The organism is Streptomyces sp. NPDC034103 (assembly GCF_055575395.1).
This window is the reverse complement of sequence record NZ_JBVISS010000002.1, coordinates 320,841-345,010: the sequence shown is the minus strand read 5'-3', so window position 1 is coordinate 345,010 and position 24,170 is coordinate 320,841. Positions and strand designations below refer to the sequence as shown.

The 24,170-nt window shown below is 71.2% G+C and carries 24 protein-coding genes; 16 read left to right on the top strand and 8 right to left on the bottom strand.

From position 1 onward, the window contains the following. The first annotated feature begins 422 nt into the window (after positions 1 to 422). The 7 genes from modA to ACZ56U_RS04665 all read left to right on the top strand — a co-directional run bounded on the left by modA (position 423) and on the right by ACZ56U_RS04665 (position 6,585). Positions 423 to 1,238: a molybdate ABC transporter substrate-binding protein gene (gene modA / locus ACZ56U_RS04695; protein ID WP_469082845.1), complete on the top strand. Its 816-nt coding sequence runs from the start codon at positions 423 to 425 to the stop codon at positions 1,236 to 1,238. Continuing rightward, the gene (gene modB / locus ACZ56U_RS04690; protein WP_469082572.1) at positions 1,235 to 2,098 is read left to right on the top strand and encodes a molybdate ABC transporter permease subunit; all 864 of its coding nucleotides are present in this window, start codon (positions 1,235 to 1,237) and stop codon (positions 2,096 to 2,098) included. The genes modA and modB overlap by 4 nt, the downstream gene beginning before the upstream one ends. Further along, entirely contained in the window at positions 2,095 to 3,183 is a 1,089-nt protein-coding gene (locus tag ACZ56U_RS04685; RefSeq protein ID WP_469082571.1) for an ABC transporter ATP-binding protein, read from the top strand. The genes modB and ACZ56U_RS04685 overlap by 4 nt, the downstream gene beginning before the upstream one ends. A 307-nt stretch (positions 3,184 to 3,490) precedes the next feature. Then, positions 3,491 to 3,724: a hypothetical protein gene (locus ACZ56U_RS04680; RefSeq protein ID WP_469082570.1), complete on the top strand. Its 234-nt coding sequence runs from the start codon at positions 3,491 to 3,493 to the stop codon at positions 3,722 to 3,724. Positions 3,725 to 3,904: 180 nt separating this feature from the next. Next, the gene (locus tag ACZ56U_RS04675; RefSeq protein ID WP_469082569.1) at positions 3,905 to 4,567 is read left to right on the top strand and encodes a hypothetical protein; all 663 of its coding nucleotides are present in this window, start codon (positions 3,905 to 3,907) and stop codon (positions 4,565 to 4,567) included. Between the two features lie 975 nt (positions 4,568 to 5,542). Continuing rightward, the gene (locus ACZ56U_RS04670) at positions 5,543 to 5,824 is read left to right on the top strand and encodes an ANTAR domain-containing protein (RefSeq protein WP_469082844.1); all 282 of its coding nucleotides are present in this window, start codon (positions 5,543 to 5,545) and stop codon (positions 5,822 to 5,824) included. A 281-nt stretch (positions 5,825 to 6,105) separates the two neighbouring features. Beyond that, a complete protein-coding gene (locus ACZ56U_RS04665; RefSeq protein WP_469082843.1) occupies positions 6,106 to 6,585 on the top strand; it encodes an ATP-binding protein in 480 nt (159 codons plus the stop codon). A 144-nt stretch (positions 6,586 to 6,729) separates the two neighbouring features. Here ACZ56U_RS04665 and ACZ56U_RS04660 read toward each other — a convergent pair whose 3' ends face one another. From ACZ56U_RS04660 to ACZ56U_RS04645, 4 genes are all read right to left on the bottom strand, one after another. After that, the gene (locus ACZ56U_RS04660; RefSeq protein WP_469082568.1) at positions 6,730 to 7,278 is read right to left on the bottom strand and encodes a phosphatase PAP2 family protein; all 549 of its coding nucleotides are present in this window, start codon (positions 7,276 to 7,278) and stop codon (positions 6,730 to 6,732) included. Between the two features lie 79 nt (positions 7,279 to 7,357). Next, positions 7,358 to 8,416: a YihY/virulence factor BrkB family protein gene (locus ACZ56U_RS04655; RefSeq protein WP_469082567.1), complete on the bottom strand. Its 1,059-nt coding sequence runs from the start codon at positions 8,414 to 8,416 to the stop codon at positions 7,358 to 7,360. A 248-nt stretch (positions 8,417 to 8,664) separates the two neighbouring features. Further along, positions 8,665 to 8,868 carry a hypothetical protein gene (locus ACZ56U_RS04650; RefSeq protein WP_469082566.1) on the bottom strand — a complete coding sequence of 68 codons (204 nt, stop codon included), beginning with the start codon at positions 8,866 to 8,868 and terminating at the stop codon, positions 8,665 to 8,667. A gap of 280 nt (positions 8,869 to 9,148) precedes the next feature. Next, positions 9,149 to 9,415 carry a hypothetical protein gene (locus ACZ56U_RS04645; protein WP_469082565.1) on the bottom strand — a complete coding sequence of 89 codons (267 nt, stop codon included), beginning with the start codon at positions 9,413 to 9,415 and terminating at the stop codon, positions 9,149 to 9,151. 323 nt (positions 9,416 to 9,738) lie between these two features. Between ACZ56U_RS04645 and ACZ56U_RS04640 the strand changes: the two genes are divergently transcribed. After that, entirely contained in the window at positions 9,739 to 10,653 is a 915-nt protein-coding gene (locus ACZ56U_RS04640) for an AurF N-oxygenase family protein (RefSeq protein ID WP_469082564.1), read from the top strand. A 38-nt stretch (positions 10,654 to 10,691) separates the two neighbouring features. Further along, positions 10,692 to 12,341 (top strand): FAD-dependent oxidoreductase, encoded by a 1,650-nt coding sequence (locus tag ACZ56U_RS04635; RefSeq protein WP_469082563.1) that lies wholly within the window; start codon positions 10,692 to 10,694, stop codon positions 12,339 to 12,341. Between the two features lie 188 nt (positions 12,342 to 12,529). On the opposite strand, the gene ACZ56U_RS04630 is transcribed toward ACZ56U_RS04635, so the two are convergent. The 3 genes from ACZ56U_RS04630 to ACZ56U_RS04620 form a co-directional block, all read right to left on the bottom strand. Beyond that, positions 12,530 to 12,766, bottom strand: coding sequence for a hypothetical protein (locus tag ACZ56U_RS04630; protein WP_398835845.1), 237 nt, complete (start codon positions 12,764 to 12,766; stop codon positions 12,530 to 12,532). A 101-nt stretch (positions 12,767 to 12,867) separates the two neighbouring features. Further along, on the bottom strand, positions 12,868 to 13,380 hold the full coding sequence (locus ACZ56U_RS04625) for a hypothetical protein (protein WP_469082562.1): 513 nt from the start codon (positions 13,378 to 13,380) through the stop codon (positions 12,868 to 12,870). Continuing rightward, positions 13,377 to 15,095: a PHP domain-containing protein gene (locus tag ACZ56U_RS04620; protein WP_469082561.1), complete on the bottom strand. Its 1,719-nt coding sequence runs from the start codon at positions 15,093 to 15,095 to the stop codon at positions 13,377 to 13,379. Before ACZ56U_RS04620 ends, ACZ56U_RS04625 begins: the two co-directional genes overlap by 4 nt. 481 nt (positions 15,096 to 15,576) lie before the next feature. Between ACZ56U_RS04620 and ACZ56U_RS04615 the strand changes: the two genes are divergently transcribed. Beyond that, the gene (locus tag ACZ56U_RS04615; protein ID WP_469082560.1) at positions 15,577 to 16,794 is read left to right on the top strand and encodes an LPXTG cell wall anchor domain-containing protein; all 1,218 of its coding nucleotides are present in this window, start codon (positions 15,577 to 15,579) and stop codon (positions 16,792 to 16,794) included. A 900-nt stretch (positions 16,795 to 17,694) separates the two neighbouring features. Here ACZ56U_RS04615 and ACZ56U_RS04610 read toward each other — a convergent pair. Continuing rightward, positions 17,695 to 18,138, bottom strand: a complete 444-nt coding sequence (locus ACZ56U_RS04610) for a MarR family winged helix-turn-helix transcriptional regulator (RefSeq protein ID WP_469082559.1) — start codon at positions 18,136 to 18,138, stop codon at positions 17,695 to 17,697. Positions 18,139 to 18,314: 176 nt separating this feature from the next. Between ACZ56U_RS04610 and ACZ56U_RS04605 the strand changes: the two genes are divergently transcribed. The 6 genes from ACZ56U_RS04605 to ACZ56U_RS04580 all read left to right on the top strand — a co-directional run bounded on the left by ACZ56U_RS04605 (position 18,315) and on the right by ACZ56U_RS04580 (position 24,084). Beyond that, positions 18,315 to 18,875 carry a quercetin 2,3-dioxygenase gene (locus ACZ56U_RS04605; protein WP_469082558.1) on the top strand — a complete coding sequence of 187 codons (561 nt, stop codon included), beginning with the start codon at positions 18,315 to 18,317 and terminating at the stop codon, positions 18,873 to 18,875. 5 nt (positions 18,876 to 18,880) lie between these two features. Beyond that, positions 18,881 to 19,027, top strand: a complete 147-nt coding sequence (locus ACZ56U_RS04600; RefSeq protein ID WP_469082557.1) for a DUF1427 family protein — start codon at positions 18,881 to 18,883, stop codon at positions 19,025 to 19,027. Next, positions 19,024 to 19,305, top strand: a complete 282-nt coding sequence (locus ACZ56U_RS04595; protein WP_469082556.1) for a DUF1427 family protein — start codon at positions 19,024 to 19,026, stop codon at positions 19,303 to 19,305. The genes ACZ56U_RS04600 and ACZ56U_RS04595 overlap by 4 nt, the downstream gene beginning before the upstream one ends. Before the next feature lie 56 nt (positions 19,306 to 19,361). Continuing rightward, positions 19,362 to 20,282, top strand: coding sequence for an alpha/beta hydrolase fold domain-containing protein (locus tag ACZ56U_RS04590; RefSeq protein ID WP_469082555.1), 921 nt, complete (start codon positions 19,362 to 19,364; stop codon positions 20,280 to 20,282). A gap of 158 nt (positions 20,283 to 20,440) precedes the next feature. Beyond that, positions 20,441 to 21,799, top strand: a complete 1,359-nt coding sequence (locus tag ACZ56U_RS04585; RefSeq protein WP_469082554.1) for an RICIN domain-containing protein — start codon at positions 20,441 to 20,443, stop codon at positions 21,797 to 21,799. 140 nt (positions 21,800 to 21,939) lie between these two features. After that, positions 21,940 to 24,084 (top strand): glycoside hydrolase family 9 protein, encoded by a 2,145-nt coding sequence (locus tag ACZ56U_RS04580; RefSeq protein ID WP_469082553.1) that lies wholly within the window; start codon positions 21,940 to 21,942, stop codon positions 24,082 to 24,084. Positions 24,085 to 24,170 lie beyond the last annotated feature (86 nt).

The window sequence follows — 24,170 nt, the reverse complement described above, 5'->3', positions numbered from 1 at the left end:
GCCCTGCGGATTCAGTCAGGCGCTACCTGTCGTTCGACATTCTGAACAGTGTCCACGTGGTGGACCTGACGAAAGTTAACGATGCCCGCCAGTGCGGTCAAGACCCCGGACACACGCGGGCGTCGGCGCGGTTGCCGGCCCTCGGCGCAGGGGTGAGCGGGCCGCGTGGGCGGAACTCTGATTCCCGGACCGCAGATCTCGTACAAACGCACATACCAAGCCAACGGGCGGAAGGCCCTGCTCATGCAATGCGACAGGAGACCTACGCCTCGCATATGCGTCAGTATGATCGACGTATGGCCACCCATCGGATCGGGAACGCCGCCGCCTCGCTCGGTGTCGGTGCCGGCACCCCGCGCTCCGGCGGTGGACGCGAGCGAGTCGTAGCCGAGTCCGTCAGGACCAGGAAGAGTGGACGCGTGATGACCCGTACCGTGCGCAGGCCCCGCCGGATGACGCAGGTGACCGGGGCGGGGGCCGCCGCGCTGCTGGCCCTGAGCGCCTGCTCCTCCTCCGACTCGGACTCCGGCTCGTCGGGCTCCTCCGCGTCCTCGGGCAAGCTGTCCGGCGAGGTCACCGTCTTCGCCGCGGCCTCACTCAAGGAGAGCTTCGAGACGCTGGGCAAGCAGTTCGAGAAGGCGCATCCAGGCACGAAGGTCACGTTCAGCTTCGGCGGCAGTGACGCGCTCGCCGCCTCCATCACCGGGGGCGCGCCGGCGGACGTGTTCGCCTCCGCCAGCCCGAAGACGATGAAGATCGTCATGGACGCCGGCGACAACGCCGCTTCCCCGGCCACCTTCGTCCGCAACCAGCTGGAGATCGCCACCCTGCCGGGCAACCCGGACAAGATCTCCTCGCTGAAAGACCTCACGGACAAGAACCTGAAGGTCGTGCTCTGCGACAGGACGGTGCCCTGCGGTGCCGCCGCGGAGAAGGCCCTGACAGCGGGCAAGCTGAAGCTCACCCCGGTCTCCTACGAGGAGGACGTCAGGTCCGCGCTCAACAAGGTGGTGTTGAAGGAGGCCGACGCGGCGGTCGTCTACAAGACCGACGTGAAGGCGGCCGGTGACAAGGTCGAGGGCGTGGAGTTCCCCGAGTCCGCCGACGCCGTCAACGACTACCCCATCACCCTGCTCAAGGAGTCGAGGAACACCGAGACCGCCAAGGCGTTCATCGCCCTGGTGCGATCGACCGAGGGGCAGAAGGTGCTGACCGAGGCCGGGTTCCTCACCCCGTGACCCCTCTCTCCGCCGGGAAGGCCGATGCCGTGGACACGCTGAAGGGTGGGCCGCGGCGCCGCCGGACCCGCAAGAACGTCCGCGGCGGCGCCCCGCTGCCCCTGCTCCTGCCCGCGCTGATCGGTCTGGCGTTCCTGGTTCTGCCGTTGATCGCCCTGCTGATCCGGGCGCCCTGGCGAAGCATGCCCGATCTGCTCACCAGCGCCGAGGTGTGGCAGGCACTCCAGCTGTCCCTGCTCTGCGCCACGGCGGCGACCGCGGTGAGCCTGGTGATCGGGGTGCCGCTGGCGTGGCTGCTGGCCCGGGTGGAGTTCCCGGGACGGGGTCTCGTCCGGGCCCTGGTGACGCTCCCGCTCGTGCTGCCGCCCGTGGTGGGTGGTGTGGCACTGCTGATGGCGCTGGGCCGCAACGGGGTCGTCGGCACGTGGCTGGACGCCTGGTTCGGGATCACGCTGCCCTTCACGACCACGGGAGTCGTGGTCGCCGAGGCGTTCGTGGCGATGCCGTTCCTCGTCATCAGCGTGGAGGGCACACTTCGCGCCGCCGACCCGCGCTACGAGGAGGCCGCGATGACCCTGGGCGCCTCCCGCTTCACCGCGTTCCGCCGGGTCACCCTGCCGCTGATCGCCCCCGGCATCGCGGCGGGCGCCGTGCTCGCCTGGGCCCGTGCGCTCGGCGAGTTCGGAGCGACGATCACCTTCGCCGGCAACTTCCCCGGCCGCACGCAGACCATGCCGCTCGCCGTCTACCTCGCCCTCCAGAACGACCCGGAGACCGCCATCGCCCTCAGCCTGGTCCTGCTCGCCGTGTCGATCGCGGTGCTGGCCGGACTGCGTGACCGCTGGATGACCACCTCATGACCCGCCCCGAGCGCACCGCGCGCCATGACGTCGGCGCCCCCGCCGGTGACGGACTCGACGCCCGGCTCGTGGTCGAACGGGGCTCCTTCCGCCTCGACGTGGCACTCACGGCGGCCCCCGGTGACGTGGTCGCGCTCCTCGGGCCCAACGGCGCCGGCAAGACGACCGCGCTGCGCGCCCTCGCCGGGCTCACCCCGCTCACCGACGGGCATCTGCGCCTGGACGGAGCCGAGTTGGACCGTACACCGCCCGAGTCGCGCCCTGTCGGGGTCGTCTTCCAGGACTACCTGCTCTTCCCGCATCTCACCGCGCTCGACAACGTGGCCTTCGGTCCGCGATGCCACGGCGCGAGCAAGGCGGAAGCCCGCGCCGAGGCCGCCGTATGGCTGGAACGCATGGGCCTTTCGGCACACGAGTCCGCCAAGCCCCGACGGCTCTCCGGCGGCCAGGCGCAGCGGGTGGCACTCGCCCGCGCTCTCGCCACCCGTCCGCGCCTGCTGCTGCTCGACGAGCCGCTGGCCGCACTCGACGCGCGCACCCGGCTGGAGGTGCGCGCCCAACTCCGCCGCCACCTGGCGGAGTTCGAGGCGGTCGCCGTGCTCGTGACGCACGATCCGCTGGACGCCATGGTGCTCGCCGACCGGCTCGTCGTCATCGAGGACGGGCACGTCGTCCAGGAGGGCGCGCCCGCCGACATCGCCCGTCACCCTCGTACGGACTACATCGCGCATCTGGTCGGACTCAACCTCTACCGGGGCGAGGCGGACGGCCACGCGGTCCGCGTGGACGGCGCCGCCGAGGTCACGACCACGGAGAACCTCACCGGCCCGGTCTTCGTCGCCTTCCCGCCCAGCGCGGTCACCCTGCACCGCGAACGCCCCACCGGCTCCAGCGCCCGCAACCTCTGGCGCTGCGAAGTGGCAGGCCTGGAGACCCACGGTGACCAGATCCGTGCCGCCCTCACCGGTGAGCTGCCGCTGGCCGCCGACCTCACCACGATCGCCGCCGCCGAACTCGACCTGCACCCGGGCGCCGAGGTCTGGGCGACCGTCAAGGCTGCCCAGACCCACGCCTACCCCGCCTGACGTCCCACCAGTTGTGCCAGGCCGACGGCGGGGCACCGGGCGCCTGCACGCGTGCCGACGCCGTACCGGCGCCACGATGAGCGCACGGGCGCGCCAACCGGGGAACGTGCCTTGCGGCGGCCTTGAGCGGAGGTGCGACCCGGTCGTCGTGCTGACACGACCCGTCGTGGCGCCGGGTTGTCGCGGCCGTTGCGGGACACACGTCAGGAGGACGACTTACCTGAGACGACGAATCGAGGAGCCTCATGCAACGACGCCGACCTGCCGTGGCGGCTCTCCGCGCGGACCGCGCTCGAGGAGCGAGAGGATGAGCGGGGGCATGGCCCCGCTGCGGGACCGTCATCTGGCCATGGGGTTCATCGTCTTCATGTATGTGCTGCTCGGGTCCCTCCTGGCCAGTCTGCTGGTGGTAGGGCTCTCAGGCAGCGACGTGGGGGCGGGTGTGGCGGCCGTGGTGGGCGGGGTCCTCGGAGCCGCTTTCGGCGTCTGGCGCATCCGCCGCACCCCCGAGGAGGAGCGCGCCGACGACAACACTCCCTAGAGCGCCGAGGTCTTGGCCAATGGCAGGGCCACCGGTGCCCTTTCGGATTGCGTCGGTCTGGTCACCGCTTCGCAACGGACGGTGCCAGGGTGATCGAGAACCCGGCAGTGTGGCTGAATATGGTCTTCCAGCTCACGCGGTCGCGCAGGTGACCGCTGCCACCACCTTGGGGGACACATCATGATGACCACGCATCGCCGCAGACGGATCGCGTTCCGGACGCTCGCCCTGAGTGCCTGGGCGGCCGGCGTCCTGGCGCTCTCCGCCTGCTCCCCCACCTCCGTTGACGCGGACAGTACGACGCCGGCCGTCACTCCCTCGCCGGCCAAGGGCGAGAAGAGCGCCGAGGCGACCGCGTCGGCGTCCGCGTCCGCCAAAGCGCTGCCCGCAGGGAAGACCTCGGCGTCGCCCGACAGCAAGGCGTCCGCCACCTCTCCGGCGGTGTCGCCCACGGGCTCGCCGATCGCCGCCGGGAGCGGTGGCGAGGACGACGGCTGCGATCACAAGATGCCCATCTCACCGGACGAGATCGCCGTCTACCGCTACACGCCCGAGGGCGGGGCTCTGAGCCTGATCTTCCGCCACGGCAACTGGGGCTGCGGCACACCCGATTCGGACGGCGCACCGTTCGAGACGGTCGGCAAGGAGACCTATCTGCCCATGGACCAGGCGGCGTACATCACCGTCACCAACCCCATTGTGGCCAGCACCGAGAACCAGCCCATCGGTGTCCAGGAGTTCCTGGACTGGCTGGAGGCCCACCCCGACAGCGGCCTGGTCTTCCAGTACCACCTCGGCGCGGACGGAGCCATCGACCGCCTCGAGCAGGTCTTCACCCCCTGACCCGGACACGGACGGCGTCCCGACGGAACCACCGCGGGCCAGGGCCGAGGGGAGGCACGTGCCCGCGATACTTGGCCGGTGGACAGCTACGAGGGCATCGCGACGCTTGAGTGGTGGGCGAACCGGTCGACGTGTGCGTGCCGTTTCGGTGTGCGTGTCGCGGTCTGGGTCAGCGGCGGCGACTGGACGTGCGAGGCGATCCTCGAGCCGCCCCTGGCCGCGGAGGAGTGGTTCGGGCGCAGACCTCGGCGTCGGCGATGCGGCCCGCCATGGCCGCGAGGGGGTTGGCGTCAGCCGACTCGGGGCGGGGTCGGCGGTCAATCAGCGCGTGATGAACGGCTCGGTCAGGTGCGGGGTCGTTGTGGAGGTATCGGCAGCGCTCTGAGCGCCTTGGGTTGCCGAAGGGGTGGGGTACTGCGGATCGGTCGGCGCACTTCCGCAGGACGTCGGGGGCACGGCTCGCCCGAGCCGGCCCGCTCGGACCTGCTGAGCGGGCCGGCAGTTGTGTGTCGGCAGCCCCACACCGCCGGACACACCCCGGAAGAAGCCTGCCGAGAGCGCCGCCGCGGCTGCCCGGAAGGCCACGCTGTTCGGGTAACCCGGATTGAGCAGAGATAACCCTGTGTTTGCCGTGACTGCCGAAGATGTCGGTCCCCTCCTGTGGCCACGGGTCCCTGACGGGCGCGCCGCGCCCGGCGCCAGGCGGGTGTTCGGCTTGCACCGTCGCCTCCAGGGCTGCGCCCCTGAGCTGCTTGACCATCTGCTCAGCGCCTCCGGGGGCTGAGCAGCCGGAGACACACAGGGAAATTCACCGTTCCTGTCCACGGCGGAGCCGCCCCTGTGGCACCGATCCACAGCCGTGACCACGATGGACGTGTGACATCGACGACGAACAGACTGTCCGGCGACCACGAGCGCGAGAACGAGCACGAGCGCGACCACGAGCGCGACAGCGACACCGACCGCGTCTGCCAGCTGCAAGAGGAAGTCCAGCAGCTCAAGCAGGCCATCGCCTCGCATGCCGTCGTGGACCAGGCCATCGGAATGATGATCGCCCTCGGCCGGGTCACCCCGGAGCAGGGCTGGAACGTCCTCAAGGAGGTCTCCCAGCACACCAACATCAGGCTCCGCAACGTCGCGGAGCTGATCCTGATCTGGGGGCAGAAGGGCGACATCCCCCCAGAGGTCCGCGCCTCGCTGGAAGACACACTCGACCGTCATGGCCCCACCCAGGTCCCGGAACCGCCCGCTGGATGAAACCGCGCCGCCGCACAGGGCGTCTGCACAAGGGATCACACCCCGTGCCCAGGAGTCGGCCTGGAACGGTCGAGCCCGGGAGGAGCAAGCCCTCGGTATCTTCTGATCCGAGCTTGAATGTATGGGGGGTGGATTCCAGCAGGTGCTCGCCCGACCGGCAGCAGCGGCGGCGGCATCGCAGCCGGGCAACGGGAGCGGGAGCGGGAGCGGCGGTGAGCGTGCCTCGGGCTGGTTCGGGTACGCACGGATGTATGAACAGGGCGAGAAGGGGCAAAGTGGACGTGGACAGCTTCCCTGGGGGTGAGGACGCTACCGTTACGGACGATCACGTTGTCCAGACCGCGGTGGCCCTGGACGGGAACAGCACCTGCATCGCGGAAGCCCGTCGCCTCTCGGCCGATTTCCTCATGCGCGCGCAGGTCGAGCACGGGCTGTCCGTGTCGCAGCGCGCCAAGGACGTCACCCAGCTGGTGGTGAGCGAGCTGGTCACCAATGCCCGTAAATACGCGCCCGGCCCGGTCCTCATGGAGCTGCGGATCGTCGACGGCTTGGTCGAAGTGGTGGTGTGCGACTCCGAGCCGACGCTGCCGGTGGCCAGCGCCACGGACGCGGGCCGGATCGGACGGCACGGCCTTGAGATCGTGATGGCCGTCGCCCATGGCTTCGACGCCCAGCCCACGTCGGTCGGCAAGCGCGTCAGCGCCCGCATCGCCCTCGGGAACGAGCCGGAAAGCGCCCTGACCGATGTCGGGGCCGTCTAGAGCAGACGACCCCGAGCCGATCAGCCACCTCGTGCCGAATCCCAAGGACTCGCAGGAACTCGTAGGGCTCCCGAGAACGGCTCCGCGCACTCGGCCGACCTCGATGGAAGCCCCTTCCCTTATGTCCAGCCGCTGGCTCTCGTGCTACAGCCAGTGGCGCAGAAGGAGAGACGGGGCGCGGTGCGCCAGCCAGGCGCTGGCCAGGCCGATGGCGGCGCCGGCGGCCACGTCGCTGGGATAATGGGCGCCGGACTGCACCCGTTCCACGGACACCATGACCGCGGGCACCGCGCACAGCGCGCCCGCGGCCGGCCATGTGGGAGCGACGGCGGCGGTGAAGGCGACCGCGGCCGCCGTATGTCCGGAAGGGAACGACGAAGAGTCGGGGCGGTCCTCCACCTCGTCGTGCGGAATCCACTCCACGGGCGGCCTGGGCCGGTCGGCGAGCTGTTTGCCCACACCGTTCGACACCACCTGCGCCATCACCAGCGCGCCCAGACCCGCGGCCGCGGCCTTGCGCCCCCGCCACCCGCCCAGCCATGCCATGGCGATCGCGGCGCCACACCACAGTTTCGAGCTCTCCGCGCACTCCTCCACCGCCGACAGCGCTTTCGCCAGGCCCGGTGGGGTCTGGGAAGCGGCTCGCTGTGTCAGTTCCCGATCGGCCTTCTCCAGGCCCGTCAGCAGCCTCATGATCTGCGGTTGTCCCCAAGCTCCCCGGGCTGAGCAGCCCTGTCCGTCCGGTTCGGTTCGTCGCACGCGCTGCGTGTGGTCACGACTCGTCCAGCCGCTTCAGGTCTTCCTCATCCCACTTACTGGTGTCGCGCGGCTCGGTGTAGGGCTCCTGGTCGGCCGGCATACCGCCGGCGATCGCCCGCTGCCGGACGGTCTCGGCGTCGAACTCCAGGCCCAGCAGGATCGCCAGGTTGCTGATCCACAGCCAGATCAGGAAGACGATGACACCGGCCATGGTGCCGTAGGTCTTGTTGTACGAGGCGAAGTTGGCGACGTAGAACGCGAAGGCGGCGGACGCGATCAGCCAGATCACCAGGGCGAGGAAACTGCCGGGCGTGATCCACCGGAAGCCCTTCACCCGGGCGTTCGGGGTAGCCCAGTACAACAGCGCGATCATGATCGTGACCAGGATCACCAGCACGGGCCACTTGGCGATGGACCACACCGTGAGGGCGCTGTCACCGATCCCGAGTGCCTTGCCCGCCTTACTGGCCAGGGTGCCGGTGAAGACGACGATCAGCGAACTGATGACGGCGAGCACCAGCAGGACGACCGTCAGACCGACCCGTACCGGAAGGATCTTCCAGATGGGGCGCCCCTCCGGCATGTCGTAGACCCGGTTGGCGGACCGGATGAACGCGGCCACGTACCCCGATGCCGACCACACCGCCAGGACGATGCCGATGATCGCCATGAGTGAGCCGACCCCGGCGTTGTTCTGCAGCTGCTCGACAGCACCGGTGATGATGGTGCGGGCGGAGCCGGGGGTGAACTGCTGGAGGTTCTTCAGCACCGTTTCCGTGGCGGACTTGCCGGTGAGACCGAGCATGGACACCAGGACCAGCAGAGCCGGGAACAGCGACAACAGACCGTAGTAGGTCAGCGCCGCGGCCCGGTCGGTCAGCTCGTCGTCCTTGAACTCGCGCAGGCTGCCTTTCAGCACCGCACCCCACGCTGTCTTCGGCAGCTCCGTCGGTGTATCCGGCGCTCGCCGCTCCACGTCGGGCCCGGGGCCCGCCTCTTCCGGCGGCGGGACCTCGCGTGGAGCCTCGTCGCTGCCGTGATGCTCTTTACGCCCTGGAAGATGCAGCTTCATGTCGCCCGAGTAACCCCGCGGCAGAGACCCAACCGTCCTTGAGTTGATCTGGGGGTACTCCGCCGTGCCCCGCGCCGTGGCTCCGGGGCATGTGGCGCCCGGTACTCCTCATCAGGCATGCGCGCCAAAAATCCTGCCCGGAAAGGGGCCGAGCTCCCCGCAGTGGTGCCGGAGAGCTCGACGGGGGGTGACGTGCGAACCCCGTGCCGGGGCGGGCGGCCCCGATCATGACCTGCCTTGCGGCAGCGTCACGCCGCCTCGATGTGCCGCGTCTCCCGCGGAGAGGGACTGCGCTCGTCGACGGACGAGTCGGCGTCGTGGACCAGTCGAAGGTGGCGGCGGCGGGCGTGGCGGGCCGTCGGCGGTCCGGCGGACAGCCAGCCCTCGACTCGGTCCATGGCGTACAACAGCACACCCAGGGCGGGCAGCAGAACAACGGCAACAGCGAACACGGTCCGGTTCCCTCCTGGTGGGTGAGCGGCCGGGTTCCCACCGAAGGCCACCCCGGACCCGCACCAGGTGAAGGTCTGGTGACCACTCGGTGCAGGCCGTGTTCGGTCGGCGGGTCCGGCGGCGGCCCGAACGCGGAATCTGCCTGCGAGCCGAACACGGAACGCGGCGGCGGACGCAATCGGCAGACTTCGGATCACCGGTGGACTTCGGGTCACCGGTGGATTTCGGATCACCGGCGTCGGATCACCGGCGGACTTCGGATCACCGGTGGACATCCGGTCAAGGGCTGTCGCCACGCCAGTCCAGGTGCCTGTCGTCCGCCGCGCGGAGCACGTACAGCGCGCGGCCGCCCGGGCCGTGGGCCCCTATCTCCGTGGGGAGTTGCACGCCCTCCCGCAGTTCCCGCTCGGGGCGGCCGGTGATGTCGAGCAACAGTCCGTCCAGCGGCCCCCCGACCAGTTCTGCGTAGTCACGGTCCGGCCGGGGCCCGGCATCGTCGTGGTCGGCGCCGTACACACGGCCCCGCATGATCTGCGACCAGTCCATGCAGGTCAGCATGGCACCCACCACTGACAACGCGGCGTCGGCGGACAGTCCCGCGGACTCTTACTTACTCGGGGGTAGGCCCAGCCCACTCCCTTGTTATACATTCCGTCTAACAAGGGAGCGGGTGGGGAACCCGTACCGCACGCTGCCCTTGAGCAGGTCACGCCCGCGGGGTGGCCCGGCGGCCCTCCGCGCCCGCGCGTGAACGCAAGGGAGACCTCCTCCCGCTTCGGGACGCTGCCGGAGGCCCCGCGATCGCACGCACCACAGACGAAGCCCGACAGACGAAGACGGTCCGTCATCGAGACTGAGGAGTTGGGAGCATGGCAAGCAGCACCGCCCGGCCGCGAGTCGAGCGCGGCACTCCGGCCGGCGAGGTCGCCGGCCGACTGCTCGACTCGGCCGCGACACTCTCCTACGACCCCCTCACCGAGGTGGACTGGGAGACCCCGCTGGACAAGGACTTCCACGGCGCCAGCCCGGAATGGAGCACCCTGTACGGGACTTCGTACTGGAACGAGCTCACCGACGCGCAGCGCAAGGAGCTGACACGGCAGGAAGCCGCCTCCGTCGCCAGCACCGGCATCTGGTTCGAGATGATCCTCCAGCAGCTGATCCTCCGCGACGTCTACGCCAAGGACCCCACCGACGAGACGGTCCAGTGGGCCCTCACCGAGATCGCGGACGAGTGCCGGCACTCGATCATGTTCGCCCGCGGCGCCAAGAAGCTCCAGGCACCGGCCTACCGACCGCGCCGGGTGGCGATCGAACTGGGCAGGGCCTTCAAGACCTTGGCGTTCGGCGAGGCCGCCTACGCGGCGATCCTCGTCGCCGAGGAGGTCCTCGACGTCATGCAGCGCGACTGGATGCGCGACGAGCGGGTCGTGCCCTTCGTCAGGACCATCAACAACATCCATGTGGTCGAGGAGTCCCGCCACATGAAGTTCGCCCGCGAGGAGACGCGCCGTCACCTGGCGAAGGCGGGGCGGGTGCGCCGCCACATCCACGCGTTCGTGATCGCCGTGGCGGCCTACGTCATCGTGACGAGCATGGTGAACAAGTCCGTGTACGCCAACGCCGGACTGGACTCCGAGCGGGCTCTCGCCGAGGCACGCGCCAACGAGCACCACAAGGCGATGATGCGCTCGAGCTGCGCCGGCCTGATGGAGTTCCTGGCCTCGACCGGGCTGCTGACCAAGCCGGCCCTGGCGTTCTACAAGCGTGCCCACCTGATCTGACCGACCCGACGGCAGCGTTGCCGAGCAGAGCGGACCCCATGACCTACGCGATCACTCAGACCTGCTGCGCCGACGCCACCTGCGTCGCCGTCTGCCCGGTCAACTGCATCCACCCCACACCGCGGGAACGGGCCTTCGGCAGCACCGAGATGCTCTACGTCGACCCCAGGGCCTGCATCGACTGCGGCGCGTGCGCCGACGCGTGCCCCGTCGACGCCATCTTCCCCGTGGACGAACTCACCGGCCCGCAGAAGGCGTACGTCGACATCAACGCCGCCTATTTCGCCGATGCCCCGGCGCCCGAACCCGCCGAGGGCAGCCCGAACTTCCACGCCTGGGACAGCCCGACGTTCGACCGCGCCCTGCCGGCCGACTTCCGTCCCTTGCGTGTCGCCGTCGTCGGCACGGGACCGGCCGGCATGTACACCGCCCAGGACCTGCTGCTGCACACCAACGCCGAGGTCACGCTCATCGACCGGCTGCCGGTGACGGGCGGCCTCGTCCGGTACGGCGTCGCTCCCGACCACCCGGGGACCAAGGGGATCGGGGACACGTTCGCGCGGTTCCACACCCACCCCCGGGTGCGGATGCTGCTGGGGCTTCAGGTCGGGGAGCACGTGACGGCGGAGGAGCTCGCCGCCCATCACGACGCCGTGGTGTACGCCGTCGGAGCCTCCGCCGACCGGCGGCTCGGCATCCCCGGGGAGGACCTGGCGGGCAGCGTGTCCGCCACGACGTTCGTGGCCTGGTACAACGCCCACCCGGACATCGCGCCCGACGCGGTCGACCTGTCCGCCGAGCGCGTCGTCGTGGTCGGCCACGGCAATGTCGCCCTCGACGTGGCCCGGATCCTGGTCACGGACCCGGAGGAACTCGCCGGGACCGACATCGCCGACCACGCGCTGCGTGCCCTGCGTGGCGCCACCGTCCGCGAGGTCGTGCTCCTGGGACGCCGCGGCCCGCAGGACGCCGCCTGCACCCGCCCCGAGCTGCTCGCCCTGACCCAGCTGCCCGGTGTGCGCCTGGTCGTCGACGAGCATGACCCGCGCATCGCCGACGCCATCGACACGGCCGGGCCGCACGAGCCCGCCGCGCTCCTGCGTGACGTACGGCGCGAGAAGGTCGACTGGGCACAACCGCCTGCCCCGGGCCGCCGTATCGTCCTGCGCTTCCACTCCGCGCCCGCGGAGTTCGTCGGCACCGACGACGCGAGGGTGCGGGCCGTGCGCGTCAGCGGTGCGAATGGCGACGTACTGCTGCACGCCACGACGGCGGTGCGGGCCATCGGCTACCGCGGCGCACCGGTGCCCGGTCTGCCCTTCGACGAGGCGACCGGAACCGTGCCCCACGACAAGGGGCGCGTGACCGGGCTGCCAGGCACCTACGTCGTCGGATGGATCAAGCGCGGCTCGTCAGGGGGTATCGGCGCCAACCGGACGTGCGCCGCCGAAACCGTCGGCAGTCTGCTCGCCGATGCCGTGGAGGGCGTTCTGCGCGCACCGGGTCACGCGCCGAAGTCCTTTTCGCGCCTGGCCCGCCGTCGCGCGCCGCATGTCGTGGACGCCCGTGGCATGGCCGCCATCGACCGGGCCGAGCGCCTGCGCGGGGGACGCGACGGCAGACCGCGCACCAAGCTCGCCACGGTCGCGGAACTGGTCACCGCCTCCAGGCGCCGATCACCCCTCTGACCCCGCATTCGGTTCACCACACCACCCGGCACCCCGCCCGGAACAACCGGCGCGGGTGCCGGGCTGCGGCCTGGGCCGAGGTGCCGCCGTTAGGTAGCACGCACCCCCACGCACACGGATCACGCAGGCATCACTCGCCACATACGGATCACGCAGCCGTCAGTCGGCGCGTACCGATGAAGCAGGCGTCACTCGGTCGTCTCGCCTCGACGGCGGGCCCGCGCCCGCAGCCCCGCCTCTCTCGCCTTGCCGTTCAGGCGATCCCGTCCCCAGGACGCCAGGAGGGCCAGCGGCGTTGCGAGCAGACCGATCAGGAGCGCCGGTCCCCAGTCCATGCCCTCCCTTCGGTAGTGCATGAACAGCACGATAACGGCGTAGGTCAGCACTACCAGCAGGGCGATCTTCAACGGCTTCGGCACAGTCATGACCGTTCAAGTACCCCTGTTCCGCGGTGACATGACGGCCGGTGGTCGGGGCCAGGGCGAGGACGGTGAGCCGGTGGACCGCCGCCGCCACGGCCCGATTGTCAGTGGTCAGCGCAGCACGGGGTCGGTTCCGGCACCTCGAACGGCACGAGGGCGCCCCCGGCCGCCGGCATGGCCGTCAGTACGAGCTCCCCGTCCTGCCACTGCGGGCGCACGTGGTCGCGCGTGACGAGCGACGTACCGGGGTCGGGCGGACCGGGGGCACCCAGTACCGCCACCCGGTCGATCGCGGAGCGCGCGAGCAGATCCGCGACCGTCAGCGTGCCGGTGAGGGCGGCGCCCCCCGGATACAGCACCGCACGGCCCACCGCGTCCGGCACACCGCCCCGCACCTCCAGACCCCGGGCCGTGAGCCGCTCCTCGACGGTGCCCGCGAGCGGCCCGACCGGCAGGACGAGCGAGAGAACGACGCGCGGCCGGTCTCCCCGCACCAGGTGGGTGCAGCCGAACACGCCGTCTGTGAGGGCAAGTTCGGCAGCCAGTTCCTGAAGCACGTGATCGGCCGCACGCAGATCCCGCACACCGGGGTCCACGGTGAGGGCGTAGCGCGTCACGACGGCAGCACCCAGATCGGGTTGGAGTAGAACCACAGGTCGAGCCACGGGTCCGCGTCACCCACGACGTCGATCGCCGGACCCGCCGGGTCGACCGCCGCACCCATCGCACCGACGGCGGACCGGTTGCCGTCGCTGCCCCGCAGACGGACGTACAACGGGTCTTCCACGCGGCCGAGTTGGTACGTCAGCCGGACCACGCCGGAGGACTTGTCCACCTCGAACGAGCGGACCACCTGCGCCGTCGGGGCGGTGAACGTGTCCTTGTCCGCGACGGGACCTGTCACCGCGCCCCGGATGACGTCCACGCGTGCCAACGTGGGCACGAAACCGGCCCAGTTGGGGCCTCCGGCCAACGCCACATCGACCGTCAGCGTGACGTTCGCGCCCTTCTTCACATGGAGGGCTCCGCCCAGTGTGGCCCAGCGGCCGCCGCCCGAGACCCTGGCGTCCAGACCGCTGAGAAGCCCGCCGTGGTCCACCCAGACGCGGCCCGCGCGGATGCCGTCCATCACCGCGGCGTAGGAGAACCCGTCGGCGCCGACATGCGTACGGCTGTACTGGCCGGGCCAGTAGTCGCCCTGGGTGATGTCGATCTTGCCGCCGTACACCGGGTCCTCGTACCGGCCGTTGGCGTTGAAGTCTCCGCCGGGTCCCCGCACCGCGGTGTCGCCGTAGACCTGGTGGCTGTCGCTGTTGGCGGTGATCCACCACGGCTTGCCCTCGGCGAGAAGGCTGTCCCACAGTCCGCCGACCGTGGCGGTCATCCAGTCGAAGCCGCCCCAGGTGCGGTAGCTCTCCAGCGGGTAGCCGGCGAAGGAGGCGGCGCTGGGACTGTTGTCGTAGATGCCGCGGGCGCGGGCCATGCCGAGCGGGCCGGGGAGACCGGCGGCCTGGTGGCCCGGGGCGCCCTCGAACCCGACCGCTATCTGGCGGCCCGTGCCGGTCGCGTCCCGCCAGCCGCGGATCTCGTGCGGGGAGTCGACACCGCGCCGCGCCGGGTGGTTGGCGAGCATCAGCGCGTCCTTCACCTTGCGCCGCCGCACCTGTTCGGCGAGGAAGTTCAGACCCGCGACGGCCAGCGCCTCGTTGGCGGGCGTGGAGTCGCTCGCGCCCTTCACGCTGCCGTCGTAGTCCGTCTCGAACTGCTTGAGGACGGCGACCTCGTTCTTGCCGGGGTGCACGAAGACGGTGCCGTGCTCGGCGGCCGGGATGTTCCACTCCAGGCCCTGGAAGACGAGCGTGTCCTCGTGGGCGGCCCGGGCCTGCTGGATGTCCGGGTTCACCTTGTCGACGCCGATCCTGGCGTGCGTCGCACTGCCGTGGTCGGTGATGACCATCCAGTCCAGACCGTGGCGGGCGCCCTGGCGGACCTGGTCGACGACACGGTACTTGCCGTCGCTGCTGTACTGGGTGTGGATGTGGTGATCGCCGGCCAGCCACAGGAAACCGTGCGATCGCCGACCGCCGGAGGGGGCGGCCCCGGGCGCTGCGGCGGCGGCCGACGTGGCGCCGCCGAGTACGTTCCCGGCGGCCAGCCCCGCGCCGAGCAGTCCGGCCCGGCGCAGCAGGGTGCGACGGGAGCGCTGCTCCGGGGTGAGGGCATCGTCGGGTACGGAGGTGTCGAAGGCCGCGGGCAGGGCGGGGGCCGCCTCCTGCGCGTGACTGTGACCGTGCTCGTGGTCGTGTCTGTGGTGGTGATGTCCGTGACCCATGACGCCTCCTGGTTGCCGCTGCCTGCTGCGGCTGCCTTCCGCCGCGCGACCGCGCCGCGTGTGTGGAGGATCGAGCCGATAGATGAACGGTGAACGAGCAAGGAGTGGCCGACACACGCCTCGGACACGGCGGATCATCATTCCCCTCCCCCACCCCAACGACCACCGCGCGCCGCGCAGTTGGCCGGCCGGAGCCGATGACAGGCGTGAGTGCGAGACGCCGCGCCGCGCCACCGGGAGCCGTACGGAACGCCGGCTGCCGACGGCGGCCCACGGCGGCTCGGCCGCCGGACGGCCGAGGTGACCTCCGATGACCTCGCAACCGGGACCGGTGTCACGCGCCGGCACGTGGATGTGACCCGCTGAACGGAAGTGGCACCGACCGTGCAACCCTGCGACTGCGGCGGGAGTCTAGCGAGCGAAGGACTGGGCCTCCTCGCAGGCACCGTCCCTTTACCACGTCTCACCAGAGGATCTCCCCATGCTCATGCCCCCGCGCCACCGCCGCGCCTCTCGTACCGCTGTCGGCGTCCTGGGCGCCGCCTGCCTGATCGCGCTGGCCGCGGCTCCCGCCGCCTTCGGCGATGAACCCGGGCCCGAACTGGTCGCGGGCGGCATCCAGGCGATCGACGGGGTCAAGCCGGGGGGCGCTTTCGACGTGCGGGCCACCGTGGCGAACAAGGGCGTCGCAACCGCCGAGAAGGTGTGGGTCTCCTACTCGGTCACCCGGGGCCTCGACTTCGCGGCCGTGCCCTCCAACTGCCTCGTGCAGCACATCCCCTCCTACGACGAGATGCCCGAGAGATGGACGGCGGCGTGCGCGTTCGACCAGGCGGTGGAGCCGGGCGCCGTCTACACCACGGACAAGCCCGTGGGCGTCAAGGTGCTGGACCGCGCGCTCAACGAGGAGCTACGTGTGCGGGTCGAGGGCGTCCAGCCCGCGGCTGACGACAACGGCACCGAACCGGTGGCGGGCACCGCGCCGGCGGTGACACTGGTCCAGGCACCGGCCGGGGGCGCGGGCTCGAGGAGCGTTGTCGACGTGCCGGTCACGGCCGTCAACACGGCCGATTACCAAGTGACGGGTGACGCGCTGAAGGGGAGCGTCGGTGACACGGTGACGATGAAGGCGACGTTCACCAACGCCGGGCCGGCCTGGGTCTGGCCCAGGGAGGGGGACAAGGCCGTCAGCGTCCGCATCACACCTCCCGCCGGCACGTCCGTCGTCAAGCGCGGCCAGTTCTGCCAGGCCAGGGGTGCGGCGTATGTCTGCGGCATGCGGTCGCTCCACGAGGGCAGCGGAGAGACCTACACCTTCCAACTGAAGATCGAGAAGCGCGTGCCGGACGCCACGGGGTCGGTGGCGCTGAGCAGCGAAGCACGGCCGTTCGACCCCAACAAGGAGAACGACAAGGCCGCCATCACGCTGGACGTCACGGGCGGGGTGCCAACCGGCCCGACGAACAGCCCGACGAGTAGTCCGACGAGCAGCCCGACGAGCAGCCCGTCCGGTGCCCCGAGCAGCTCGGCGGGCGGGTCGTCGTCGACCGGCGGCGACGGGACGACGCCGGACGGCGGTCATCTTGCCGAGACCGGCTCCTCGACGCTGCCGCTCAGTGCCGCGGCCGGCGCCGCCCTGGTCGCGGGTGCGGGCACGCTCGTCATCGTGCGCCGCCGCCGGTCCCAGGGCACGAACTGACGACCGTACGACGCGCTGGTTGGTGTCCGGTCCGGACTCCGGGCCGGATACCGCCGCGCTGCCTTCGTACGGAGTACGACGGTCCGAGGCGGCGACCTCGACGGTGCGGCGGCCGCGCCGATGAGGCCCACGCGTGAGCTGTCGCCTCCCCGCCCCGGAGCCGCTCACCTGACGGCGCCCCCGCCCCGATCGGCTATCCCCGGCACCAGACACGGCACCGCAGCCCACGCCCTCAGACCGGATGCGGCTCGGCCCGCAGATCCTCCCTCTCCGGGGCACGCAGGGGCGGGACGAACAGGGAGGACGGCAGAGCCGTCACCACCACGCCGACGTGGCCACCGCCTACCTGCATCGCTCGGCCGATCTGCTGCCCCGCTGATCCGCACCGCCGTTCCGCTCCGGCGCCGGGCCGACGAGGCCCACCACCACCGCATCACCGAGGGCGCCCGGGACCGCTCCTGGCAGCGCGAGTACCTCACCGCCGACGGCACGATCGCCCCGACATCCAGGCCACCCTCGTGCGCGCGGGCCTCGACCCGACACCGCCCCGCTCAGTGCCCGCACAGCCGGCCGGCTCGTCTCCCCCATCCGCACGCGAGCGAAGCCGGATACCGGCGCCTCGCCATTTCTCTGGCCCGGCCCGGACGCGGAGGTGAGCCCGGCACGTCGCCGCACGATTGCGCAGCAAGCCAATGGCTCCTGGAGGACAGGCAGTTCACCCGCACGGCACCGATCCCTCCAGGCACCGAGGCAGAATTTCGCCTCCCGACAGGCGGCACCGTGACCGCGGGGACTGGAACACACACACCTACACGGTCGACACGCTCCACGAGCACACCTGCCGAGGGGCATGCCGAGGTGTCCACCTGAGTCCGCCGCGGAGGCAACGCTCCCAGGAACTCAGGGAGCCCGCACCAGGGGCGGTTCCCCCCAGGAGACGGCCAGCGCCTGCCGCAGCGCGTCGACGGCGGCGGTGCCGATGCGTTCGGCCAGCACGCCTTCGATCACGGCGAGCGCGGCCTGGGCCCGGTGATGCACGCGGACCCCCTCCCCGGTGGGCCGGATCAGACGGCTGCGGGCGGAGGCGGGGTCGGGGACCTGCTCCAGCAGGCCCATGCCGATCAGGCCGTGCACGGCCTGATGGACGGTCTGGCGGGTGACGCCGATCCGGCGGGCGAGCTCGGAGATCGTGGTGCCGTCCTCGTCCAGGGTGGCGAAGACGGCGGCCTGGGCGACGGTCACCGGCTGCTCCCCCGCGGCCTCCATGCTGGCCAGCAACGCGTCGTCGAACCACCGCTTGGCCTCGGTCAACAGCTGGGGCAGGTTGGGCGCGGGCGTGATCATGACTCCTCGGCGGGACGGGGTGTCGAGCATAGCGAGACAGATCACCGACGAGCACAGCGGAACAGATCACCGGCTGCCCCGGGCGGCAAACCCGGTTTCGTCGCAGAGGGGCACCCCAACACAATAATGTCAGGTAGCCTGACATCCTTGCTTCCTCGTCTTGCCGGAGGTTTTCCATGACCATGGAGTTCGCCACCCGCTATCGCCCCCGCTCCCGCATCCCCGCCGAGGCGGGCAAGCCGTACTTCATCGAGAAGGGCATGGGCGACCGCGCGCACCTGTTCACGGACCTGGTCACCGTCTACGCGGGCGGCGAGCAGACCGAGAACGCCTTCAACTTCTTCACCGTCGAAGGCCCCAGGGGCGACCTCATCCCCGCCCACTCCCACGCCGACACCCACGAGGTCTTCTACGTCACCGACGGCGCGGTCCGGCTCTTCGTCGAGGACCTCCAGGGCGAGCAGTACGAAAAGCTCCTCACCGCGGGAGACTTCGGATTCGTACCCAAGAACTGCCCGCACGCCTACCGCATCGAGCGCCATCACAGCCGGATCGTCGGTGTGGCCGCCGGCCCGGGCGGCACCTTCGAGCGGTTCTTCGAGAACCTCGGCACACCCACCGAGGAACTCGGTCTGCCCGCGCGGCCGTACGTTCCCGAGCCGCACAAGTTCGGCACCGTGCCGCGCGAGTACGACGTACGGTTCCTGCCCGACCACCAGTGGCGCACCGGGAACTGAGCGCGATGGCGTACGTCCACGCGCTGCTGGCCGGGACCCTGGTCGGCGTGCTGTACGCGGCACTGCGCGTCAAAGCCCCCGCTCCCCCGCCCGTCGCGCTGGCCGGCCTGCTGGGCATCCTGCTCGGGCAGAGCCTGCTGGAGAAGCTGTGAGGCCCGCGCGCCGGGCTCGCGCCTTCGCGTACGGCCGCCGCATCGTGATCTCCTTCGCCGCCGGTCTGGCGATGGGCGCCCTCTACTGGGCCTGGGACCTCAGGGCGCCGGCGCCGGCCCTGCTCGGGCTCACCGGGCTCCTGGGCATCGGCGTCGGGGAACGCGCGGCCACGGCGCTGGGCGTCCGGGTGGCCCGCCACCGCACCCCTCCGGCCCCGCCCCCCACCGCCCCTGGACCGCCCTCCCACTGCACCTGCCTGCCGACCGCACCGCGTTGACCCGCACGCCAACTCACCCTCGGCTCCGCCCGTCCCTTCGAAGAGAGTGCCCGCCCATGCCCATGTCGCCGGAGCTCGCCGCCCTTCTCGCCGCGCCCGCCCCCGCCCAACTGCCGCTTCCACCCGCCGCGTACCCCGCCCCGGGCGCACAACTGCTGCGCGGCGTCGTCTACGCCGCCCCCGAGGGCATCCGGCCACTGGAACTCGACCTGTGGCTGCCCGAGAAGCCGCGAGGAGCGGTGCCGGTCATCGTCTACCTCCACGGCGGCGGCTGGCGGACGGGCACCCGTACGGACATGGGACCGCGCTTTCGGACGTGGCTGCCCAGTCCCTTCGCCCGCCTCGCACAGGCCGGGTTCGCAGTCGCCAGCCTCGACTACCGGCTCACCGGCGAGGCCGTCCACCCCACCCAGCTGGAGGACGTCACCGCCGCCATGGCCTGGCTGGAGGCCCGCGCCGACGAGCTGGGCCTGGACACCGACCGGACCGTCACCTGGGGCGAATCCGCCGGGGCCCATCTGGCAGCTCTGCTGGCCCTCACCGCCCCGGTCCGCGGCTGCATCGCCTGGTACGGGCCCACCGACCTCACCACGCTGCCCGACCAGTCCCGACCCGGCGCCTACGACCCCGCCAGCCCCACGACACGCGAGGCCCAGCTCATCGGAGCGCCTCTCGCGGCGGCCCCGGACCGCGCCCGTGCCGCCAGTCCGGTCGCCCACGTCACCGCCGACGCCCCGCCCTTCCTCATCCTGCACGGCACCGACGACACGCTCATCCCGCTCGCCCAGGGCGAGCAACTCGCCGCGGCTCTCCAACAGGCCGGCGCGCACGTCGACTTCCGCCCCGTTCCAGGTGCCGACCACGCATGGGCGGGCCTGTCGGACGAGGACGTCGAGCAGTGCTTCACCACGTCCTTGGCCTTCGCCGACTCACTCGTCGGCACGCCGCGCACACGCGCCGAAGGCCGGCAACGCTGACGGCGCCCCGGCCCCGAGGGGGGCGCGTTTGCCCACCTTTCAGCCCGCACCTCTGAACAGGCGGCCACAGTTCACGCGCCAGGCCTGGCACGCGCCCCCCACTTCAGATATGTCATGTCTCTGCCACACCACCCTCAGTGTCGGAGAAAGGACCCCCCGTGCGCATACACCCCCTGCGCGCGCTGTGCGGCACAGCCGCGCTCGCCCTCACCCTGCCCGTCCTGCACCCCGCCCAGGCCGCGGCCGCCGTCCCCACTTCCACGGTCTATCTCCAGAACTACGTCACCGGCCTGAACGCGGCCGACAGCGGCGGCACCGTCGCCGCCCACAACCCCAAGGGCAACGAGGACCACCAGCAGTGGACCCCGGTCGCGGTCAGCGGCGGCTACCAGTTCCAGAACGCCGACGAGTCCGGCACCTGTCTCGGCCGCAGCGGCACCTCGGCGGTCACCGCCTCGTGCGGCGCGGACGGCACCGCGTGGACGATCACGGCCGCCGCCGGCGGTACGTACACCGTCTCCGCGCCCGGGACCTCGCAGTACCTCACCACCGCGCCCTCGAACTCCGCCGCCGTACAGCTCGGCTCCTCCGGCGACCTGGCCCGCTGGTATCTGACCCCGGCCGCCTACGCCACCACGGCGGCCTCCGGGGACACCCGCACCCTGGACCAGGTCACGTTCCTGACCTCGCACAACGCCTTCGCCAACAGTGCCGACGGCAACTTCGCCTCGTTCCCGGTCAGCCTGTTCCCCAACCAGAGCAACGGCATCAGCCGGCAACTGAACGACGGGGTACGCGGCTTCATGCTGGACGACTACGCCGTCTCGGGCCGGCCCGTGCTGTGCCACAACAGTTGCGGCGGCGTCAGCAACCCCGTGCCTCTGGCCACCGACCTCCAGCGGATGGTCGACTTCCTCAAGGCGCACCCAGGCCAGTTCGTCACGGTGTTCCTGGAGGACTACGTCTCCTCCGACGTACTGAAGTCGTCCCTCGCCTCGGTCAGCGGGCTGTACGACGTGCTCTACCGGCCCGACCAGGAGGGCGTGGCCACCAAGGGCTGGCCCACCATGGCCGATCTCGCCGCCCGCGGCAGACAGCTGCTGATCTTCAGCGACCGCACCCGGGCGAGCGACACCGCGAACGGCTGGACCACGCGGGACACCTTCGGGGTGATGTACCAGCGCGAATGGACCGTGGAGAACTACTGGTCCATGGGCGGCGGGATCGGCGGTTCCGACTGGTCCTGCTACAGCCGCTGGGGCACCGACAGACCGCTCACCACCGACTCGTCCGCCTTCCACCCCCTGTTCGTCATGAACCACTTCCGTGACTACACCATGGCCTCCACCGCCACGACGGACAACGGCAAACTCCTCAACCGCGCCCAGAACTTCTGCACCCCCGCCGCCCGCAAGAAGCCCACCTACCTCGCCGTGGACCGCTACGACCTGGGCTCCCCCACCCCGCTCAGCACGGTCACCACCCTCAACACCTACATCCTCACGCCCGGACAGTGACCGGAGCCCGCCCCGCCGCGTGCGGGGCGGGCCTCCCACGGCTCCCGCGTGCACACCGATTGACGAGTGGACGTGCCCATGCCACGCTCCCAGTGGGAGCGCTCCCACCTCATGCGCACATCCCCCATCAGGAGCCGCTGATGCCCACGTTCGTCTCGCTACGTCACCACAGCAGGCCCCTCGCCGTCGCCCTGCTGACAAGCTCACTCCTCCTCGGTGGCGTGCTGACCGCCCCCACCGCCGCCGCGGCGACCAGCGCCGTGCGCGTCAACCAGGTCGGTTACCTGCCCGAGGGACCCAAGCGCGCCACGGTCGTCACCACGGCGGCCCAGTCGCTCACCTGGCAGCTGCGCAACGCCGCCGGCACCGTGGTCGCCTCCGGTTCCACCACCCCGCGCGGCGCCGACGCCCCCTCCGGCCAGTCCGTGCAGGTCGCCGACTTCTCGTCGTACCAGACCCCCGGCTCGGGCTATGTCCTGACCGCGGACGGCAGCACCAGCGACCCGTTCGACATCCGCGCGAACCTCTACGACGGGCTGCGCTCCGACGCGATGGCGTTCTTCTACCACCAGCGCAGCGGGATCGCCATCGACGCCTCTCTGGTGGGCTCCGCCTACGCCCACCCGGCCGGGCACCTCGGCGTCGCGCCGAACAAGGGCGACACCTCCGTCCCCTGCCAGTCCGGGGTCTGCGACTACACCCAGGACGTCAGGGGCGGTTGGTACGACGCCGGCGACCACGGCAAGTACGTCGTCAACGGCGGGATCTCCGCCTGGCTGGTGGTCAACTCCTTCGAGCGGGCCCAACGCGCGGGCACGGCGGGCGCCCTGGGCGACTCGACCCTGCGCGTCCCCGAACGCGGCAACGGCACCCCGGACGTCCTGGACGAGGCGCGCTGGGAGCTGGACTTCCTGCTGCGGATGCAGGTGCCCGTGGGCAAGCCGTACGCGGGCATGGCCTTCCACAAGATCCACGACGCCAACTGGACCGGCATCCCCACCCGCCCGGAGCAGGACGCCCAACAGCGCGAGCTGCACCGCCCGTCCACCGCGGCGACCCTCAACCTCGCGGCGAGCGCCGCCCAGTGCGCCCGCGTCTTCCGCCCGTACGACGCGGCCTTCGCCGACCGCTGCCTGGCGGCCGCCCGCCGGGCCTGGACGGCGGCCCGGGCCAACCCCGCGATGTACGCGCCGGATTCCGACAGCACCGGGGGCGGGGCCTACGGCGACACCAGGGTCACGGACGAGTTCTACTGGGCGGCCGCCGAGCTGTACGCGACGACCGGCGAGAGCACCTACCGGGACGCCGTGACGTCCTCGTCCTGGCACACCTCCGCCGACGCCTTCACCCCCTACGGCTTCGGCTGGGCCGACACCGCCGCCCTCGGCCGGCTCACCCTGGCCACCGTCCCCAACGGGCTGCCCGCCTCCGACCTCGCGCGCGTGCGCACCTCGGTGACGTCGGCCGCCGACGGCTACCTGTCCCGGATGGCCGCGCAGGGCTACGCCGTTCCCCTCCCGGCGGACGGGTATGTCTGGGGCTCCAACAGCATGGTCGGCAACAACGCGATCGTCCTGGCCGTCGCCGGGGAGCTGACCGGCAACGGGCGCTATCACACCGGCGTGTTGGAGGCGATGGACTATCTCCTCGGCCGCAACGCCCTCGGCCAGTCCTACGTCACCGGCTACGGCGAGAAGGACTCCCGCAACCAGCATCACCGTTTCTGGGCGCACCAGTCCGACGCCTCGCTGCCCAATCCTCCGGCGGGTTCACTCGCGGGCGGCCCCAACGCCGGTCTGCAAGACCCGGTGGCACAGCAGAAGCTGGCCGGATGCGCGCCCGCCGCCTGCTACGTCGACGACATCGGCTCGTACTCCACCAACGAGGTGGCCGTCAACTGGAACGCCCCGCTGGCGTGGCTCGCCGCCTACGCCGCCGAGCGGACGTCCACCGGCGGTGAGCCGCCTGCCGCGGCGTGCACGGTGACGTACAAGGTGGACAACGCCTGGAGCGACGGCTTCACGGCCACCGTGTCCGTCAAGAACACGGGCCAGTCCCCCGTCGAGGGCTGGCAGTTGACCTGGGGCTACCCGGGTGGCCAGCGTGTCACCAGCGCCTGGAACGCGACCGTCACCCAGAGCGGGACGGCTGTCGTGGCCCGCAACACCGACTGGAACCGGGTGATCGCACCTGGTGGGACGGCGAGTTTCGGGGTCCAGGGCTCGCTCAGCGGTGGCAATCCCGCTCCCGCCGCCTTCGCTCTGAACGGGGGCGCCTGCGCCTGACCGACCGGGCGGAGTGTCACGTCCGTCCGTGACCCCCAACGGGGCGCCCCCGGAAGGGCGCCCCGTCGTGGTGTCGTCGCCGGTGA